Consider the following 18,786-nt stretch of genomic DNA (forward strand, 5'->3'; position numbering starts at 1 on the left):
CTACGTTATCGGCTTCTCATGTAGGCTAGCTACACATCAAAGCCTCTGCCTTGTAGAAATCCCCAGCAATTCGCTGCAAAAATCAGCTCGAAAGATCAACACGCCCTAAGGATTGTTATAGCAGTCAGTGACATAAGTTGGTCAAAACGATATAGAGTTTGGCTTGGTTTTAAGATGGGAAGCGTAGGGTAGCGAGACAGTCGTGACAGGCAAAATCAAAGTAATAGGTTGATTGATAAATTGATTGAGGTGTAGATCGAAAAAGCCAGCAACGCATGCTGGCTTTGGAATTCTTGTGCGCTTCTATTCGTCAGTGCCCTTTAACTATTAGTCGAGTTATACCAGTTTCATCTCTTGGATGATGTCTGAAGCAATTTCTGGCTTCGTGCTCGTTGGTTTCTCGTGTAAGTCTGATTTCAATTGTCCCTTACGGTTACTTAGGCCTGCTTCAAGTTTCTTGAGTGCTGAAGCGATAGCTGGATACATAACGTCATCTGTAGCTTTTGCGTTTACACGTACACCTTCGTAGTTGGTGAACACTTCAACCTGGTGTTGACCATGTTCTTTTGTGATGATGATGTCGCAGCTGATCAGTGATGGGAAATGGTTAGATATCTTCTCGAATTTACCTTCGATGTCTTTGCGTGACTCGTCGTTAATTGATACATGATGTGTTTGAACATTTATTTTCATAAATCATACCTTTCCAATGACTGTGTCATTTAAACGTAGCAAACATCGGTTAGTTTAACCAACTGCGAAATAGCACATGTGTGATTCACTTCAGTGTTATCAAATAATCTCCCTTTACTCCCTTGAAAGTCCGAAGAACTGATCGCATATTATGTTTCGTGTTTTCAATACATGTTCAAAAATACCTCACTCGCGAAGCATTCCTCTAATCTACCTTGCCAGCCTAGGTTTTATCGCCTTAACCAAACGTCAGCTCAAATACTTATTCTAGTTTAAGTTTTATAAATCATTGCTAGTTTGATGCCGATATTGCTTTCTTATTAAATCACTGCAGTTGATATAAAAAGTATGGTTTATATAAAAAAGCAAAGCTCCGTGAATGCGACTATTGAATAAGGCAACTCTTGGTTGCCTTTATAGCGCCATCTGGTTTTAGCAATAGCTATTCTTCAAATTGGTAAGAAGAGGGCACCACAATGACGCCTTGTTTCGATATGTGAAAGCGTTTAGCGTCGGCAAGGTTATCAATACCGATTTGGGTGCCATCTGGCACTTTGACGTTCTTATCTATGATGCAGTTTTGTATGTGGCAATTTTTCCCAATCTCAACATCTTCAAACAGAATACTATCAATCACAATCGCGGCATTACTGACTTTCACTTTAGGAAAGAAGATAGAGTTTTGCGCAGAGCCGCCTTCGATCACTACGCCATTCGCTATCATCGAGTTGATGAATATTCCTTGGTTTCCTTCTACAGAAGCAATGGTGCGTGCAGGTGGCAGTTGCGGCTCGTAGGTGCGAATCGCCCAATCTGGTTGGTATAAATCTATAGGTGAGGCTGGCTTTAACAGATCCATATTGGACTGGTAGTAAGAGTCGATGGTACCCACATCTCTCCAGTACGCATCTTGGGTCACTCGGCCTTCTTCGTCGCCAAACTTATACGCGTAAACACTGTTGTTGCCGACCAATTTAGGAATAATGTCTTTACCGAAATCATGGCTTGAGTTCGGATCTTCGGCATCCGCCAGTAGCGCTTGTGTTAACACCTCTTTATCAAAGACGTAAATACCCATTGAAGCCATGCTTCGAGTCGGCCTACCGGGGACACATGCAGGGTAATGTGGCTTTTCGGTAAAGTTATTGATCTCTAGAGATTCATCTATCTCCATCACACCAAATTCTTTGGCTTCATCAATCGAAACCTCCATGCACGCTACGGTTAGATCGGCCTCGTTCTTTTTATGTTGCTTGAGCATTGGCGCGTAATCCATGCGATAGATATGGTCGCCTGATAACACCACTACATGCTTAGCTTCGCTACGAGAAAGCAGATACAAGTTTTGATAAATCGCATCGGCAGTACCGCTATACCAACTATCACCTGTACGCATTTGTGGGGGGACATTGGTGATGTATTCGCCGAGCTCGGGGTTAAGCACCGACCAACCATCTCTTAAATGTTTTTGTAAAGAGTGAGACTTGTACTGAGTCAGCACCAAAATTTGGCGCAGCCCAGAGTGTAAGCAGTTCGCGAGCGTGAAATCGATGATTCGATATTTACCGCCAAAAGGTACCGCAGGTTTTGCACGGTTATCGGTAAGGGGAGAAAGCCGAGAGCCTACACCGCCGGCCAGAACGATTGTAAGAGTGTCTTGCATGGTCAGAACCTCAATGTATTTATGATTATGAACATAGACTTGCAAGCGTTGAGCCAAATGTAACTCATTGAATATTAAACGAGATGAGAATGAATTCTGCGAGATTGCACCAAGTTGATGCGTACGAGGTGTTGGCTTGCTCTATTTTGATCCAAATAGACCCGGGCAAGGTGAAGGGGTTAAATTAACAAAATGACGCACGGGAAAGTCGCATTACAAAACTGTCAATAAAATGAAGCGATAAAGTGATCAAATCGATGCAAATTTACATAAGTTCTCACAAGTTTTCACAAATTGATTTCCATCAATAAAGTAGGGTTATTATATGCTACCTTGCACGCAAAATAAGAAATGATTACTCATTCACCAATAACGATTAAGCCCTCAAAAGGAAATTATAATGAAAAAAACAGTATGTGGTATTGCGGTTGTTGCGGCTCTTATGTCAACTAGTGCTTTTGCTCATAAAGAAGGTGATTTCATCATCCGTGCTGGTGCCGCAATAGTGTCTCCTAACGATAGCAGTGGAGATGTTTTGGAGACATCGGGTTCAAAATTTGGTGTGGATTCAAACACCCAACTTGGATTGACATTTGGCTACATGTTTACAGACAACATCAGTCTCGAGATTCTTGCAGCGACGCCGTTCTCCCATACAATTTCTACAAACCATGGTGGTTTAGGTGATATCGCCGAGACAAAACATTTACCACCAACGTTGATGGTTCAGTACTACTTCGGCGAAGCAAACAGCAAGTTCCGTCCTTACGTAGGTGCTGGTATTAACTACACCGTATTCTTTGACGAAGAGCTCAATGGTGCGGCTAAAGATGCTGGTTTAAGTGACTTGTCCCTTGATGATTCGTGGGGACTGGCTGCGAATGTTGGCATGGATTACATGATCAACGACGACTGGTTTTTAAACGCATCCGTCTGGTACGCAGACATCGATACTACAGCCAAGTACAAGGCTGGTGGGAAACAGTACTCAACAGACGTTGATATTGATCCATGGGTATTCATGATTGGTGGTGGTTACAACTTCTAATCAACATCTTTAGTTTGTTAAAAGCGCTCAAGCACCAGCCAGCTTGGGCGCTTTTTTATTGATAAGTGATCAATTTAACACTTGCTTCACAATTGCATAGTATTTAATTGCACAATATTCGATCGCATGTAATGTTTGAACGGCTCAAAAAACGAACAGAAAATAAAGCCTGTAGTTAGGTGTATATCTAATTACGGTTAATAATCAAGGAGATGATTGTGCTTAAACGTAACTTATTAGTAGCTTTACTCGCGATTCTGCCTACGATGGCAAGTGCAGAAAACTATTCAATCGGTACAGGCGGTCAAAGTGGTATCTATTACCCATTTGGTGGCGCATTAGCTAAAGTCTGGTCTGAAAACGTACCGGATGTGAATGCAAAAGCAGAAGTGACAGCAGCGTCAGTCGAGAACACCATCAAGGTTGTACGTGGCGATATGATCGCCGGGATTGCAATGGGTAACGTGGTTCTGGATGCCTACAATGGCGAAGGTAAATTTCCTAAGAAAATGCCAGTGAAAACGCTGTTTGCTCTATATCCAAATCTAGTTCATACCATCACTCTTAAAAACTCTGGTATTGATTCATTATCGCAACTCAAAGGTAAACGTGTTTCCCTTGGGGCCCCTGCTAGTGGTACGGCAGTAACATCTGCAGCACTACTTGAGTCGATGGGTATTGATGTGAAAAAAGATATTGATGCGGTTTACCTTAATTACTCAGAAACCACTAATGCTTTGGCGAATGGTCAAATCGATGTGGGTTTCATTGTTGGTGGTCAAGGTGTTGGCGCTGTAACACAGATTGCGTTAACTCACGACGTTAAGGTGATTTCTATCTCTGAAGAAGAGAGTGCTAACTTCATGAGACAATATCCAGCCTACAGTGCTTACGACATTCCAGCAGGTGTTTACAATAAGGTTGATCCAGTATCGACACTTAGTGTGTGGAACGTATTGGTGGTTAATGCCAACATGAGTGATGACATGGCTTACAATCTGACTAAAGCCGCTTTTGAGAACATCGGTGATATTCGTAAAGTCGTGAAAATGGCTGAAATGACCACACCAGAGAATGCTTCTCGACTGCAAGGCGTACCGATTCATGCTGGTGCTCAGAAGTACCTAGATTCGGTAAGCAAGTAACATCTCTACCTCAGGGCAAGTGAAATCTCACTTGCCCTTTTTATCAATTCGTTCTTATCCAGCAGGCATTAATATGGATATTACCCCTGATAATCAAAATGCGTCACCCCAACTATTACCCTATGAAAAACTCGTGAAAACAATGGGCTATTTGACTTTAGTTGTTGCAGTAGCACTGTCGGCTTTTCAGATATGGCAAGGCGTGAGTTCAACGATCTCGGCAACCTATTTTAGACCCATCCACTTGTGTTGGGTATTGGTATTGATCTTCCTTCACTTTCCATTGATCTCTAACCGAAAGAACAAGCTCTTTATTGTGGGCAAGCTGATCGATGTGATCTTGTGTGCCGTGGTGGTGTTTGCTGGCTACCGTTTATGGATATTCGATTATAACGACATCAATCATCTGTTTTATGGCCTTCAATTTGCTGACATGTTTGCTGGTAGTGCTTTGTTGGTACTGCTGCTAGAAGGATGCCGACGTACTGTTGGTTGGGTGATGGTGTTAATCGCAGTGTTGTTCCTTGCGTATAGCGCGTTCGGTGACATGCTGCCAAGTGGTTTTTCTATTAAGGCTTACACGCTACAAGAGCTGATTCAGTTCCAGATTTACTCCGCTAATGGTGTATTTGGTTCTGCGTTAGGGATCGCCGCGACAACGGTATTCATCTTTGTGTTGTTTGGTGCATTTCTAGAGGTGACCGGAGCCGGTAAATTCTTTATTGATCTCGCATTCTCAATCGCCGGTAAATACCGTGGCGGCCCTGCGAAAGCCGCGGTATTGGCATCGGCAGGTTTGGGTTCTATTTCTGGTTCTGCGATAGCGAATACGGTGACCACAGGCTCAATTACGATCCCTATGATGAAGAAGCTCGGTTATAAACCAGAGCAAGCCGCAGGTATTGAAGCTGCCGCCTCTACGGGTGGGCAAATTATGCCACCAATTATGGGGGCTGGTGCGTTCGTGATGGCGCAGTTTACTGGTGTGCCTTACAGCGAAATCATGATCGCATCGATTGCTCCTGCTATTTTATACTTTTTCTGTACTTTGCTTTACGTTCATCTAATGGCGTGCAAGTTGAACCTCAAAGCTGTAAGCAGAACAGAAGCCGTGATTTCGGTGATGAAAGATGGCGCTCACCACCTGATTCCGTTGATCTTGATAACGGCACTCTTAATGATGGCTTACTCACCGTTGCTAGTTGGTGTTGCGGGTTGCAGTGCAATTCTACTAACCGCGGCGCTGCGTAAACACAGTCGAATCGGATTGAAGAAATTCATTGAAGGGATGAAAAATGGTGCACTGATGGCGTTGCCGATTTCTGCAGCGTGTGGTGCGGCGGGCATTATTGTTGGTGTGGTAGGGCAAACAGGAATCGGTTTGCAGTTTACTCAGTTTGTGATGGACTTCTCTGGTGGCTACATGCTTATTGCATTGGGCTTAATCAGTTTAGTGGCTTTAATTTTGGGTATGGGCTTACCTGTAACAGCGGCGTATATTGTGTTGGCGGTTATGGCTGTACCAATGCTAAGCGATTTTGGCTTACCATTGTTAACTGCTCACCTTATCGTATTTTGGCTGTCTCAAACCTCGAACGTAACGCCACCTATAGCCTTGGCTGCTTTTGCTGGGGCTGGTGTAGCGAATGCTAACCCAATGAAATCTTCGGTAGAAGCGTTCAAGTTGGCGGGTGGTCTGTTCATCATCCCAATTATGATGGCATACACAAGCCTTGTGAATCCTGACGACGGAATGCCAGCGTTGCTTTTGTCAATCGTCCAGACGCTGACTATTATTGTCGCGATAGCGATCGCAATTGAAGGGTATTTGATTCGTTCACTGAGCATGGTTGAGCGCTTAGCAGCATTACTTGCCATTCCACTATTGTTACTCAATCCATTCGGGCTAGGACCTTTGGGGATTGTAATTATTGTCGCACTGATTGTGATTCAATGGCGTGGTCGAGAGGTCGCAAAACAAACCTAGTGTTTATCGAGTTCGGACAAAAGAAAAAAGGGACCTTTACTATGTATAGTAAAAGTCCCTTTCTCTATACGTCAATTAAACAAAGACGTTACGTAAGTTAATCACTGAAACTTACGGTTGTTGCTTAGTTGGTGCTAGAGCAATCTCACGGATACATACATTCTGTGGTTGTTGGTAAGCGTACGATACCGCGCGAGCAATATCGTCAGCAGCCAGTACGCCGCCCATGTCTTCTTTCCAAGAATCGTAACCGTCTTTGATTTCTTGAGATGTTGTGTGAGACAGAAGTTCAGTTTCTACAGCACCCGGTGCGATAGTGGTAACACGAACATTTGAAGCTGCTACTTCTTCACGAACGTTCTCAGAGATAGCGTGTACCGCGAATTTAGTACCACAGTAAGCCGCGTGGCTTGGGAATGTTTTCTTACCCGCAATTGAGCTGATGTTGATGATAGTACCTGTATTGCGTTCCATCATTGGAGCAAGTACAGATTGCATGCCGTTTAGAAGACCAATCACGTTCACGTCGAACATTGTCTTCCACTCTTGAGCATCTTGAGTATCAATTTGACCAAGAAGCATTGCACCAGCGTTGTTGATAAGCGCGTCTACAGGGCCAAATTTCGCTTCACCTTGTGCGATTGCTGCATCAAAAGACGCTTTGTCTGTTACGTCTACTTTCACAGATAGAGAGTTTGGTAAGTTAAGCGCTTCAAGGCGGTCAACACGACGAGCTAAAAGTAGAAGAGGGTGACCTTCATCGCTTAGACGACGAGCGATTGCTTCACCAATACCAGAGCTTGCACCTGTAATTACGATTAGTTTTTTCATTTTATTTCCTCTGTACTTTTATTGCGTCGGTTGGCTACGACGTATTGTTTAAGGGCATTCGAATCAAGTGCTTGTTGCCTTGCTTCGTTGCGATGGAGGTATATTAAGGAAAATAGCATTGTTGATATATAGCGCTTTACTTGAAACACTGTTGCTGTAGTGCAACAATAAATGTGTGCACTTTATTACTTCATCACTTTTTAAATCTCACAACTAAGCTGGCGACCATGCTCAATCAAATTAACCTGTCTGATATTCGTTCTTTCGTGCTTATCGCTCGTTTAGGTAACTTCACCAAAGCGGCGGAGGAGCTTGATGTGTCGCGCTCCCACGTGTCGCGCCAAGTAAGTAGTTTAGAAAAGCAGATGGGTGTGACACTGTTTATCCGTACTACTCGAACCTTAAGACTGACGCATGCGGGGCAAGATCTGTACGCGAGATGTGAACAAGCCTTAGATAATATAGACCAAGCCTTGATTGCTGCTGTCGACGATGTCGAAGAAGTACGTGGCGACATAAAAGTAAACTGTGTTGGCGGTTATTTGGGTGAGGTGATCATCGCGGATCTAGTCAATGAGTTTATGCAGCTCTACCCAGACATCAGCATCAGCCTTGATTTCAGTAGTAACCGAGTCGATTTGATTGAAGATGCCTTTGATATCGCTTTTCGTATGGGGAGCTTAGAAGATGCGGGCTTTATCGCTAGAAAGCTATTAGACATCGAGATGGGAACGCTCGCGAGCCCTGAGTATTTCGCTCGTAAAGGAAAGCCAAGTCATCCTAAAGATCTGATCCACCATGACTGCTTAACGGGATCTGTGCGTAAGTGGATCTTTCAAGCGCTAGATGACACCAAGAAAACGGTCGATGTGCATGTGACGGGCAGACTGCAATGTAAAAATGGCCGAGTGTTGGTGCAGGGCGCCAAGTCGGGCAACGGAATTATTCGTGTACCAACCATCTATTGCTTACAAGAACTCAACGACGGGCAATTGCTGCAAGTGTTTGAAGAATGGGTGGTGCCTAAGGTCGACTTTTCAGCGATCTACCATCGAGACCGCTATCAACCAAGTCGAATTAGAACCTTTATTGATTTTGTGAAAGGCCGTTTTGAGCAAATGCCAGTCAGCTAAATAGTGCGTGCTGTCCATTATTTGGAATAGAGCGGATTAGCGTGGGCTTACATCTCGTCGATTTCGTTTTGTAGGTTTTCCAGCTGGTCTAGAATCAACAAAAACTTCTCGCCGAACGGAGTCACTTGGTATTCAACTCTTGGTGGCAGTTCGTTGAACATTTGCTTATCTAAAATCCCAAATTCTACATTTCGCTTCAAACATTCATTCAATACCTTGGTCGATAACCCTTCGACCGAGCGCACCATTTCACCAGGGCGATTAATGCCATTTGCGAGCAATTGGTAGACCGTTAGCGACCATTTACAGCCGTAGATGGTTTCTACCATGCGAGCTGAGCGCTCTGGTGCTGATTTTCTTGAAAAAAAGTTTTCCTGATTTTTCATAAAGATGTACCAATAAGTACCTACCTAACCGATTTGTACTTACTATTCATAGTGTTAGTTCAAGGCCTAAGATTACCACGTTCACATGACTTAGGAGATAACAAAATGAACTTCACTAAAAATGGTATTGCAGTAGTAATCGGTGGCACGAGCGGTATGGGCTTTGAAACAGCGAAGCAGTTAGTCGCTCAAAACATCCATGTGTTGGTTGTCGGCAATAACCCAACTAAGTTAGATAAAGCGGTGTCAGAACTTCAATCACTAGGCCACGCTTCTGGTTGGCAAGCTAACCTTTATGATGATGCGAGTGTGTCTCGCCTTATTGCGCATTTAGAGTCGCTCGAAGAAGGTATTGGTTACCTTGTTAATGCTGCAGGTTACTTCAACCCTAAAGCGTTTATTGAGCACCAAGAATCTGATTACGAGCAATACATGCAGCTTAATAAAGCAACCTTCTTCATCACTCAAGCGATAAGTAAATTGATGATCAAGAACGGCGGTGGCAGTGTGGTTAACGTTGGTTCTATGTGGGGTAAGCAAGCAATCAAAGCGACGCCATCTTCTGCCTATTCAATGGCTAAAGCTGGCCTGCACGCATTAACACAACACATGGCAATGGAACTGGCTGAGCATAACATTCGTGTGAATGCGGTTTCCCCGGCTGTGGTTAAAACACCGATTTACGAATCTTTCATCAAACCTGAAGATGTGGATCAAGCGTTAGAAGGTTTCAACGCATTCCATCCGATTGGTCGAGTTGGTTTGCCGAAAGACATCGCCAATAGCATCTCTTTCTTACTGTCAGACAGTGCTGATTGGGTCACGGGTGCAATCTGGGATGTTGATGGCGGTGTGATCGCTGGCCGCAATTAATTAGGCTTCTTTTCAGGAGGCTGTCGCGTAGGCAAATAGCAGCGAGATGGCCTCCTTGATGAGTATTCGCGTAGAATAGAAACGAGAAAGACAACAATAATAATTAAAACGATAACAAGAGTAAGGTCGCCATTATGTTCAACATGGACTTTTTAAAGAGACTGGTTATAGAAACCGAGACATTAGATTGGATCGCGAGCCCTGCCAAAGGGGTATGGCGTAAGCCGCTAGAAAGAGAAGATAAAGAGTCGGGCCACACAACCAGTGTTGTGAAGTACGATCCTGAATCTTCGTTTTCTGAGCACCCGCACCCACAAGGCGAAGAAATCTTCGTGTTAGACGGTGTGTTCTCAGATGAAACTGGAGATTTCCCTGCCGGTACTTATATCCGTAATCCCCCGGGCAGTGCGCATTCTCCATCAAGCAAAAATGGCTGCATGATCTTGGTGAAGCTCAACCAGTTTGATGCGAGAGACTTAACTCAAGTGCGCATTAATACTCTAGAAACGGAATGGCTTCCGGGCATCGGTGGCTTACAAGTGATGCCGCTGCATGGTTTTGAGCACGAAAATGTGGCCTTGGTGAAATGGCCCGTTGGTGAGCGCTTTCAGCCACACCGTCATTTTGGTGGTGAAGAGATCTTTGTGTTGTCAGGCACTTTTAAAGATGAACATGGCGTGTATCCAAAACACACTTGGATGCGTAGCCCTCATATGAGCGAGCATTTCCCTTATGTGGAAGAAGAGACGGTTATCCTAGTGAAAACGGGTCATTTGCCATTGGATTAAAGGAATGCTCAATATAAAGATGAGAAAGCCGCATTGTTTTGAACAAGCGGCTTTTTTAGTTTTTATATATGAGCTGACTAGTAAGCGACACCAATACGTTGGCGTGGGAACTTGCCAGCTTCTAGTTCATCAATCATCGCGATAGCGTAGTCGCTGACGGATATTTTGCTGTTGCCATCTTCGTCAGTGAGCAGTTGATCACCACCTGTGCGGTAGGTTGATAGCTTATCGCCCGGGAAGATTTCCGCAGCAGGGCTCACGAATGTCCAGTTAACCTTGTCATTAGATTGTTTGAACACTTCAAGGGCTTCTCCTTGTGCTAGCGCTTCGTTTTTGTAGTCCGCAGGGAAGTCAGGAACGGTAACTAACGGTACGTTTGGCGCCACTTCTAATGAGCCTGCACCTCCCACCCAAAGTAGACGTTCGATGCCAATGCTTGGCAATGTATCAAGCAACTTAGCTGCTGTGTTTATTACGATGTCGTGATTGCCTAGAGCGCGTCCACCAATCGAAGCAATTACCGCATCAACGCCTGAGAAAGCGGTCGCTAGACTTGCCGCTTCATCTTGTAAATCAAATGAACGAACTTCAACATCGCTGATTTCTACGCGGCTTGCATCTCTTACAACAGCAACAACTTCGTGTCCGCGAAATTGAGCTTCTTGAGCGATGTGGCTACCAATCCAACCTGATGCGCCTAATACTGCAATTTTCATAATGTCTCTCCAATTATCTAATTTATTGAGTCTGTTTCTCGACAGCCATTGCAGTCTAATAGCTCACTAGGTTGCAATAAATATCGTAAAATGATGTAGATTGTATCTATATAGTTATCTAATAAGCTTGGTTAAGTCGGTAAGGGAGAGTGGGATGGACAGGTTGAAGGCGATGCGTAGCTTTGTTGAAGTCGCAAATTGCGCCAGTTTTACTCAAGCAGCAGAGCATTTGGACATGAGCCGTTTACAGGTTTCACGGCATGTCCAAGAGATCGAAGGGTGGTTAAAGCAGAGGCTATTACACAGAACGACTCGTAAGGTAAGTTTGACGACAGCAGGGGAGATTGCGCTACAACGTTGCGAAAAAATACTCCATGAAACGGCGGAGCTAGAAGTCACTGCACTTAATCAAACCGATGCTCTTTCCGGAACCATTCGAATAGCAGCCCCAATTGGCTTGACTCAGCACATGTTGTTGGATGTGGTTGAACAGTTCACAGAGCTTCATCCCAGTATCACAGCAGAGCTTTTTGCTTCTGACCATTTTGCTCAGCTGGTGGACGACAGAATCGATATTGCGCTGCGCTATACCGATCAACCTGACGATAGTTTGATTGCTCGAAAGCTAATGGAAATTGATTCGGTGGTGTGTGCCTCACAAGACTACCTAGACAAACACGGTGAACCTGAAACGGTTGAAGCGCTTAGACAACACAATTGTTTTCGTCATTTGAGTGTTTCTAAGTGGGATTTTGTTAAGGATAACCAACATTATTCGGTTGAGGTGTCGGGGACTATTAAGGCCAACGATGTTGGGGTGTTAGCTCGCGCCGCACAGCATGGCAAAGGGGTTGTTCGATTACCTTGTGATTTAGCGAATCCGTTGATTGCTGAAGGGAAGCTGAAACGAATTTTGGATGATTTTGTTTCACCGAGTAGTGTGCTTTGGGCGGTGTACTTGTCTCGCAGTTATCAGCTGCCTGTTGTTCGTCAGTTCATTGATTTTGCGGCAGAAGCTTGGTCTAGCGATATCAAATCTGGAGACGTTTAAGCTTACATCGCTCATAACTTGTCTCGTCCTAAAATAGAACCAAATAAATATATAAGCCCATAAATACAAAAATCCGATATCAAAGGTGATATCGGATTTGAACTCAATAATTCAGAGTTCCAGCACGCTCTCCTCTCACGAAGTCTTTACATGTAATGATGTACGGATAATCGGGTATTTATCACCTTATCGCTGATGCTAGGTAAAGGCTGATACAAGCTTTTGGTAATGTCTGATAATACTTGGTCGTAGACTTGCGATACCACAGTAGAGATATCACTGGTTAACTCGTACATGCTATCTGCTGGCTGGGTCGCTTTAGTACTTGATGCGATCTCGGTAAGTGCATGCATCGCACGTGTACAAATGGGTGACCCACTGCTGATAGGGCAGATAATCGATAATTGGTTGAGTTTGCGGTGTGTCTGAGATGCGTAGAATTTGAATCTCGCATACTCCTCAGGCTTCTCCATATCAGGTATACACATTCTCAGCTTGGTCAAGATCTCCATGCAATCTAAGATCTGTTGCCAGTTCATGTGGTACTCACGGCTCATGTCTTCTCGTTCTGATTGAATCAGCCAGATGATCATCACTTCATCCATCAAGAACATGCTGTGACGAATCGTTTTTCCATGAATCGATTGATTACGTACTAAGCTACGGTTTTGCCAGTCATTGTGCATAGCGATGAGTTTGAGGTGATAAATGCGATACATCGGACGGCTGTCAAACGACACATGAGATTGAAGCAGTTCAGATACCTCAAGTATGTTGTCGTAAATCTGATTCACTTTTCGAATTGAGTCGCTCGTCAATTGATACGCCAGAGCATAATGCGTTGCCGCGCGATGTTTGCGTGATAGCAACAATAACTGTCTGAGTAGAACTAAGGTTTCAAACCGGTGTGATAGCGCTGTTTGTCTCTTCTTTGAGAAATGAAACAGCGCTGCAAGTACTAATAGGGATAAACCCACTGAAATAACGACCAACATATTCAACTCCTAATATCTGAATACCTACTTAGTGGTAGTTCACGATTTGTGCCAAAATTGATAAACATTATATTTCAACGACTTATATTTTAAGCCCGCTTGTGGATGACCAATACTGGTGCATCACCTCACCATTCGAGTGAGTGCGATAGAAGAGGTTAGAGGTTTTTATAGTTTCTAGACTTTGCTATGGCTGAAGCATAAATAGCTACAATCTGGCTAACCTCTTATGCAAGGTTAGTCAGATTGGGTTACACAGAGATGTACATTCAGTGAGTAGATAGTGAAGGTATGACTAAAGATTTACGGCGAATGTACCACTGAGAAGACAGATAACCGCGAAGCTCGTTTAGGTCGATAGCCCAATAGCTCAATAAGTCTATCGATCCAGAAATCAATAGCTAGATAAATCAATAGCGCGATAAGTCGATCACTTTATTGCATAGCTTACTCAAAGCCAGTTGATCATGGCTGATCAAAATTAGGCCGCAGTTAGCTTCTTTCGATACTTCAACAATCAGCTTTAGCGTTTGGGCTGCTGTGATGGGGTCTAATCGTGATGAGGGTTCATCTGCAATTAACAGTTTTGGGCTCATCAGTAGCGCTCGTAAAATCGCAAACCTCTGCAATTCTCCTCCGGATACTTGGCTTGATGGACGTTCAAGCAAAGCAGAGTTAAGGCTCAATCTATCTAGAAGTACGGGTATCTTGGAGCGATTTAGCTTGTGAAGCGCACATAAGTCATTAAGTAACGTTTTTAGTGTTGTGTGAGGGGAGTGCGCACTGGGTGGATCTTGGTAAAGCTTGAGGCGTTGTCCTTTTTCGATTTTTTGAAGCCAGTCGATATTGCCGGAAAAGTCGTGATGCAACCCTAGTAAAGTATCGGCGAGAGAAGATTTCCCGCATCCGCTGTCACCATAAACTCCCAGTATTTCACCTTGTGATAATGAGAACGTGAGATCTGAAAAGAGTGTTCTTTGATCGCGGTAAATCGCTAAACTTTCAACTTCAAGCAATGGCTTCTGCCCGCTTTGTATACCAACCTCTGAGGGAGTAGCGTGACTATTTGATTCATTTGAAGGTTGCGAGGAAGTTGGCTGATCAAGATACCAATACTCAGGTTGCGCTTGTATTAGCGCTTTTGTGTAGGCCGCTTGTGGCTGATCTAAAATGGCTTTAGCGTCTCCCCTTTCAACAATTGCCCCTTCTTTCATGACAATGATGTCACCACCTAACATTTTAGCCAGCTTAATGTCGTGAGTGATGGTGAGCAGGCCACCGGGTTTGCCATTTTCAAGTTGTTGGCAGTGAGAAAGGAGAAGTTGCCCAACGTGATCACGTCGGCTTTCGTCTAAGCCTTTTGTGGGTTCATCGGCAATTAACAGTTTGCCTCCAGCTTGTGTCGCACATAAGTACGCAGCACGTTGCGCCATTCCGCCCGAGAGTTCAAATGGGTGTTTATCTCCATCTTTGCCCAGATCCATTTGTTGAAGTGCATGATGGGTGAGTGTGTCACTCTGGGAACGACCTTCGTTTAAAACCAGCTTATGAACTTCGCTTATCTGCGATCCTATAGTCCGAAGCGGATTGAGTGCTAACCAAGGTTCTTGAGGTAGCAAAGCTATTTCTTTGCCCCAAAACCGTTCTCGATTTAAAGGGTTAAGCTCATCAAACAAAGTAATGTCGCCCTCTGGTTTTAAGGCATCAGGTAATGTGCCGGCGATAGCTGCCGCGATTAGGCTTTTCCCCGCGCCTGTTTCTCCCAAAATGGTGAGCGGACGCTGCGGATATAAATCTAAACTTAAGCTCTGGACTAAGGTTTGAGTATCAGTTTGAATCGACAGGTTTTCAATTTTTAACATTGCGTTCATGCTGCTACTCCGTTATCCGCTTGTTTGCCTAGTTGGGGTTTTTCTTGTTTAGCTCCCGGTTCATTATGCGTATGGTTTTTTGAGGATTGCGTGTGACGTTTTCCTTGAGCTAGTAAATGAAAGCTTAATACCAGAAGAAAAACGGTCAGTACCGGTTGAATCAAAACCCAAGGGGCTTGGTGGTAGTAACGGAATAGTTCAACCATCATTAAGCCGAGTTCAGCTTCTGGCGGCTTGAGCCCAACATGCAGAAAGCCTAAAGACGCGAGTGCCAGTATTGAATTACCCGTACCAAAACAGAACAGGGTGAATAAATCATTTCGGCAATCTGGCCATAAGTGACGCTTGAATATATACCAGTGGTTGAACCCATAAAGCCGAGAGGCTTCTACTGCAGGTGACTGAATGAGTGACAACGTTCGGTTGCGTGACACGCGGAAAAAATCCACCCACAGCATGAGCGATATGGCGATATATAGAATGAGGAATGATCCAGGAACCATTGCCGCAAAAAGTAAAACAAGAATTAAGCCGGGCATGGCGAGTATCATGTTCACGTTGAATGAAAAGATTTTATCCCACCATCCTTGTTTCCAACCAGCGATTACTCCCATTGACGTCCCTAACAACGCAGCGGTAGTAATACTTATTAATGCCATGGAAAGTGAGGTGCTGATGGCGTGGCTTAATCTTGCCAAATTACTGCGTCCAAAATGGTCTCTGCCTAAAGGTTCTTCGACAGAAGGCGTTGTGAATGCAAGGTCTAAATTTTGCTTGGCAATATCACCTTGATAGACAGTCCGTTCTAGCATGACTAGGCATAATAAGGCGGCTAAGATAATCAGACCTAACCATTGCGGCTTTGTTAAATTCATACGATCTTAACCTTCTTTTTTTCGGGTTCTGCTTGTTGTTTATTAGGTGCAAATTTTGAAAATAAAGCAGAGGGTTTATTCGCGCGTTGCCTTGGATCCAATTGGTAGTTAACAAGATCGACTAAGGTATTGATGACCACAAATAGAAGCCCCATCAGCAGAGCAGAACCTTGAATCATTGGTATATCTCTACGGAAAATCGCATGCGCTAACGCGTGACCAATACCCGGCCAAGAGAATAATGACTCGATCATAATGATCCCTTCAATTAACCCGGTTGCTTGAACACCAACAAAAGTAATAACAGGTAAAGCGATGTGTTTATGAGCGTGATGCTGAAAAGCTTGCGCCTCACTGAGTCCTTTTAAACGAGCGAATAAAAAGTGCGGTGCTGTGATGGCATCGTGAGTGGCGTTTCTTATAAGACGACTAGACATTGCAGCCAGCGATAGTGCCAAGGCGAGGGCGGGCAAAATGATAAACTCGACTCGACCAAAGCCTGCCACAGGAAGCCAATTCAGCTGTAACGCAAATATAATCACCAAGGCCAAACCTATTAAAAATACAGGCTGAGCTCTTAAGATGATGGAACCTAATAGCGAGAAATGGTCTGCAAAAGAGTCGGTCCGTTTTCCACAATAAATACCGATTGGGATGGCAATGAGAAGAGAAATGACGGTCGCGACGACTGCCAATAAAATGGAATGCCCGAGCTGGTGGCTGATTTCATCAATGACGGGGGTGCCACTAATCAATGATGTTCCCAAATCAAAATGGAGAAGATCCCATAGCCATTCGAGGTATAGCTGCAAGCCCGAACGATCAAGCCCTAGCTCTTGATAAACCGCTTGTGCCGCATCCGCATCCACATAATCATACCCATAGCGACCCGCTGCAATTCGAAAAGCAAAGTCGCCGGGTAACAAGCGCATTAAAATGAAAGTGAGTGTTCCGATACTCCAAGCCACAAAGCCGGCTTGGAGTACTCTTCGGATTAAGATATTAATCATTAATCGTCATCTCTGAGATGCGATAGTTGATTTCAAATGGGTCAAATGAGAAGTGGTTAACACGTTCATTCACCGCGACTAATTGAGTGTAGAAAGTCACAGGAATCAGCGGCATTTCTTCCGCTAATATGGATGAAGCCTCTTGAGTCATTAGATTATATTGCTCTTGGTTTGGTTCAACCGATAGACGTTGAAGTAAGCTGCTGAACTCATCAGAAGACCAGTTCATTGGTCCCCAGTCACTGCCTTTATGGCTAGCAAAATCTCGCATCAGTAAGGCTAGGGGATCCGCCGTAGTGCCAAAATTACGCGCCACGAGCGCCATTTCTAATGTGCCGTCTTTGTGCTTTGATGGAATTGCACTTGAGTTATCGATAGAAACATTCACTTGAATGCCGACTTCTTTAAGCTGAGCTTGAATCGCGGTAGCTACGATAGGCAGCTCTGGTCTGTCTGAGTAGGTAGTTAAAGTAATATCGAATGTTTTGCCTTCTCGCGAAAGGAGACCTTCCTCATTTTCCTGCCAACCTTGCCCTGCAAGTAATGTTTTCGCTTGGTCGATATTGCGCTGAGTTTGCTCAAGGTTATTGATGTGCCATGCGCCAAGAGAAGGGGCAAACAGTTGATAGGCTTCAGAGCCTGGAACGCGGACAATTTGTTTTGAAATACCCGTTCGGTCCAAAGCTAGACTGATAGCTTGACGCACATCTGAATGATTCAAAAGTGGGTGTTCATTATTCAACTTAATTAGGATCGTTCTTGGGATGGACTCCATCACCAATTCAACATTCTTTGCTGACTCAAGCAGGTCGATACTGGCTGGGTCGAGTGTGTAAACCAGATCGGCTTGACCGGTTTGTGCTAACAAAGCACGGCTTTCAGAGCGATGACCTGCAAGGTAGTGAACATGTTCAATCGAGGCTTTTGTGCCCCAGTAGTCAGCATTTTTGACAACATGCGCTTTATGAGGAGCTTGTAACTCTTGGATTTTATAAGGACCTGTACCACTCAGTTGTGCAACATTTCCTTGTTGATCAAACGAACTTGGTGCTGCAATCGCTGCTGTGTAATGAGCTAACACTGCCAGCAATGGTCGATAAGGTTGAGATAGTTCTATCACTAGAAGGTTGTCTGAAGCTGATACCTCTTTGATAGGTACACGCTTTAATACGCCAGGTTTTTTTAAAGCGTGAGAAAGAGAAGTTTGAACAGCTTGCGCGGTAAGCGGGGAGCCATCGTGGAACACAACGTCTGGGCGCAATGTGAATTCCCAGCGTAAATTGTTTGCGTTAGTTGTCCATTCTTTCGCTAATAAAGGGGTGACGTTGCCTGACTTATCGATAGCAGTAAGCGCTTCAACGACTTGTAACCGTGTAAATAAATAGCCGTTTTTAGATAAATCTTGGTCGGTAAATTCAAAGGGGCCAGAAATGTTTAGCGTTGTTGGTTGTGTTTCTTTTGATGGTAAAAATATCCATATGAGTAGTGCACTGATGGAAAGTAGCGCCAGTGCGGCAAGCTTTTTCATGCTTTTGTCCTAGTTATGAGTAATTATTTGCGATGTTATAACATAACAATTGCGTATTGTTAATGATAATAGTTGCTAATTGGCTCGGTTTTTTATCGGACGTGAGTATGAAAAAAGCCCCACTGAAATCAGTGAGGCTCTAATTTTTGTATGCGGTTCTGATTCTAACAGGGTTTATTGGACGGTATCAGTC

The 18,786-nt window shown here is 44.1% G+C and carries 17 protein-coding genes; 7 read left to right on the forward strand and 10 right to left on the reverse strand.

Annotated elements, in window-relative coordinates; translation table 11 throughout:
• Nucleotides 1-336: 336 nt before the first annotated feature.
• Nucleotides 337-693, reverse strand: a complete 357-nt coding sequence (gene hpf / locus AB6D80_RS14525; RefSeq protein WP_009846260.1) for a ribosome hibernation-promoting factor, HPF/YfiA family — start codon at nucleotides 691-693, stop codon at nucleotides 337-339.
• 442 nt (nucleotides 694-1,135) lie between these two features.
• Nucleotides 1,136-2,356: a glucose-1-phosphate adenylyltransferase gene (gene glgC, locus AB6D80_RS14530; RefSeq protein ID WP_029223955.1), complete on the reverse strand. Its 1,221-nt coding sequence runs from the start codon at nucleotides 2,354-2,356 to the stop codon at nucleotides 1,136-1,138.
• 400 nt (nucleotides 2,357-2,756) lie between these two features.
• Here glgC and ompW point away from each other — a divergent pair, with 400 nt between their 5' ends.
• The 3 genes from ompW (at nucleotide 2,757) to AB6D80_RS14545 (ending at nucleotide 6,536) form a co-directional block, all read left to right on the forward strand.
• Nucleotides 2,757-3,404, forward strand: a complete 648-nt coding sequence (gene ompW, locus AB6D80_RS14535; RefSeq protein WP_012601085.1) for an outer membrane protein OmpW — start codon at nucleotides 2,757-2,759, stop codon at nucleotides 3,402-3,404.
• 212 nt (nucleotides 3,405-3,616) lie between these two features.
• On the forward strand, nucleotides 3,617-4,549 hold the full coding sequence (locus AB6D80_RS14540) for a TAXI family TRAP transporter solute-binding subunit (RefSeq protein ID WP_017102057.1): 933 nt from the start codon (nucleotides 3,617-3,619) through the stop codon (nucleotides 4,547-4,549).
• Nucleotides 4,550-4,622: 73 nt separating this feature from the next.
• Entirely contained in the window at nucleotides 4,623-6,536 is a 1,914-nt protein-coding gene (locus tag AB6D80_RS14545; protein WP_017103532.1) for a TRAP transporter fused permease subunit, read from the forward strand.
• A gap of 111 nt (nucleotides 6,537-6,647) precedes the next feature.
• On the opposite strand, the gene AB6D80_RS14550 is transcribed toward AB6D80_RS14545, so the two are convergent.
• Complete coding sequence (locus AB6D80_RS14550; protein ID WP_009846263.1) at nucleotides 6,648-7,367, reverse strand: SDR family oxidoreductase; 720 nt, start codon at nucleotides 7,365-7,367, stop codon at nucleotides 6,648-6,650.
• Nucleotides 7,368-7,594: 227 nt separating this feature from the next.
• Here AB6D80_RS14550 and AB6D80_RS14555 point away from each other — a divergent pair, with 227 nt between their 5' ends.
• Nucleotides 7,595-8,500, forward strand: a complete 906-nt coding sequence (locus AB6D80_RS14555; protein WP_372188900.1) for a LysR substrate-binding domain-containing protein — start codon at nucleotides 7,595-7,597, stop codon at nucleotides 8,498-8,500.
• A 47-nt stretch (nucleotides 8,501-8,547) separates the two neighbouring features.
• On the opposite strand, the gene AB6D80_RS14560 is transcribed toward AB6D80_RS14555, so the two are convergent.
• Nucleotides 8,548-8,886, reverse strand: coding sequence for a helix-turn-helix domain-containing protein (locus AB6D80_RS14560; protein ID WP_004733017.1), 339 nt, complete (start codon nucleotides 8,884-8,886; stop codon nucleotides 8,548-8,550).
• Between the two features lie 105 nt (nucleotides 8,887-8,991).
• Between AB6D80_RS14560 and AB6D80_RS14565 the strand changes: the two genes are divergently transcribed.
• Both AB6D80_RS14565 and AB6D80_RS14570 read left to right on the forward strand, forming a co-directional pair.
• Nucleotides 8,992-9,759 (forward strand): SDR family NAD(P)-dependent oxidoreductase, encoded by a 768-nt coding sequence (locus tag AB6D80_RS14565; protein WP_061025935.1) that lies wholly within the window; start codon nucleotides 8,992-8,994, stop codon nucleotides 9,757-9,759.
• A gap of 134 nt (nucleotides 9,760-9,893) precedes the next feature.
• The gene (locus AB6D80_RS14570) at nucleotides 9,894-10,547 is read left to right on the forward strand and encodes a cupin domain-containing protein (protein ID WP_371695625.1); all 654 of its coding nucleotides are present in this window, start codon (nucleotides 9,894-9,896) and stop codon (nucleotides 10,545-10,547) included.
• A 77-nt stretch (nucleotides 10,548-10,624) separates the two neighbouring features.
• Here AB6D80_RS14570 and AB6D80_RS14575 read toward each other — a convergent pair whose 3' ends face one another.
• The gene (locus AB6D80_RS14575; protein WP_371695626.1) at nucleotides 10,625-11,263 is read right to left on the reverse strand and encodes an NAD(P)-dependent oxidoreductase; all 639 of its coding nucleotides are present in this window, start codon (nucleotides 11,261-11,263) and stop codon (nucleotides 10,625-10,627) included.
• A gap of 154 nt (nucleotides 11,264-11,417) precedes the next feature.
• On the opposite strand from AB6D80_RS14575, the gene AB6D80_RS14580 reads away from it, so the two are divergent.
• A complete protein-coding gene (locus AB6D80_RS14580) occupies nucleotides 11,418-12,314 on the forward strand; it encodes a LysR substrate-binding domain-containing protein (RefSeq protein WP_371695627.1) in 897 nt (298 codons plus the stop codon).
• Between the two features lie 146 nt (nucleotides 12,315-12,460).
• Here the strand turns inward: AB6D80_RS14580 and AB6D80_RS14585 are convergent, their stop codons facing one another.
• The 5 genes from AB6D80_RS14585 to AB6D80_RS14605 all read right to left on the reverse strand — a co-directional run bounded on the left by AB6D80_RS14585 (nucleotide 12,461) and on the right by AB6D80_RS14605 (nucleotide 18,593).
• On the reverse strand, nucleotides 12,461-13,309 hold the full coding sequence (locus AB6D80_RS14585; RefSeq protein ID WP_372188903.1) for a hypothetical protein: 849 nt from the start codon (nucleotides 13,307-13,309) through the stop codon (nucleotides 12,461-12,463).
• Between the two features lie 410 nt (nucleotides 13,310-13,719).
• The gene (locus tag AB6D80_RS14590) at nucleotides 13,720-15,180 is read right to left on the reverse strand and encodes an ABC transporter ATP-binding protein (protein WP_102258232.1); all 1,461 of its coding nucleotides are present in this window, start codon (nucleotides 15,178-15,180) and stop codon (nucleotides 13,720-13,722) included.
• The gene (locus tag AB6D80_RS14595) at nucleotides 15,177-16,055 is read right to left on the reverse strand and encodes an ABC transporter permease (protein ID WP_017097984.1); all 879 of its coding nucleotides are present in this window, start codon (nucleotides 16,053-16,055) and stop codon (nucleotides 15,177-15,179) included. Before AB6D80_RS14595 ends, AB6D80_RS14590 begins: the two co-directional genes overlap by 4 nt.
• Nucleotides 16,052-17,065, reverse strand: coding sequence for an ABC transporter permease (locus tag AB6D80_RS14600; protein WP_009846272.1), 1,014 nt, complete (start codon nucleotides 17,063-17,065; stop codon nucleotides 16,052-16,054). The genes AB6D80_RS14595 and AB6D80_RS14600 overlap by 4 nt, the downstream gene beginning before the upstream one ends.
• Nucleotides 17,058-18,593 (reverse strand): ABC transporter substrate-binding protein, encoded by a 1,536-nt coding sequence (locus AB6D80_RS14605; RefSeq protein ID WP_102258231.1) that lies wholly within the window; start codon nucleotides 18,591-18,593, stop codon nucleotides 17,058-17,060. The genes AB6D80_RS14600 and AB6D80_RS14605 overlap by 8 nt, the downstream gene beginning before the upstream one ends.
• Nucleotides 18,594-18,786: the final 193 nt, after the last annotated feature.

Source organism: Vibrio sp. 10N.247.310.17, from assembly GCF_041466605.1.
Taxonomy (GTDB): domain Bacteria; phylum Pseudomonadota; class Gammaproteobacteria; order Enterobacterales; family Vibrionaceae; genus Vibrio; species Vibrio tasmaniensis_A.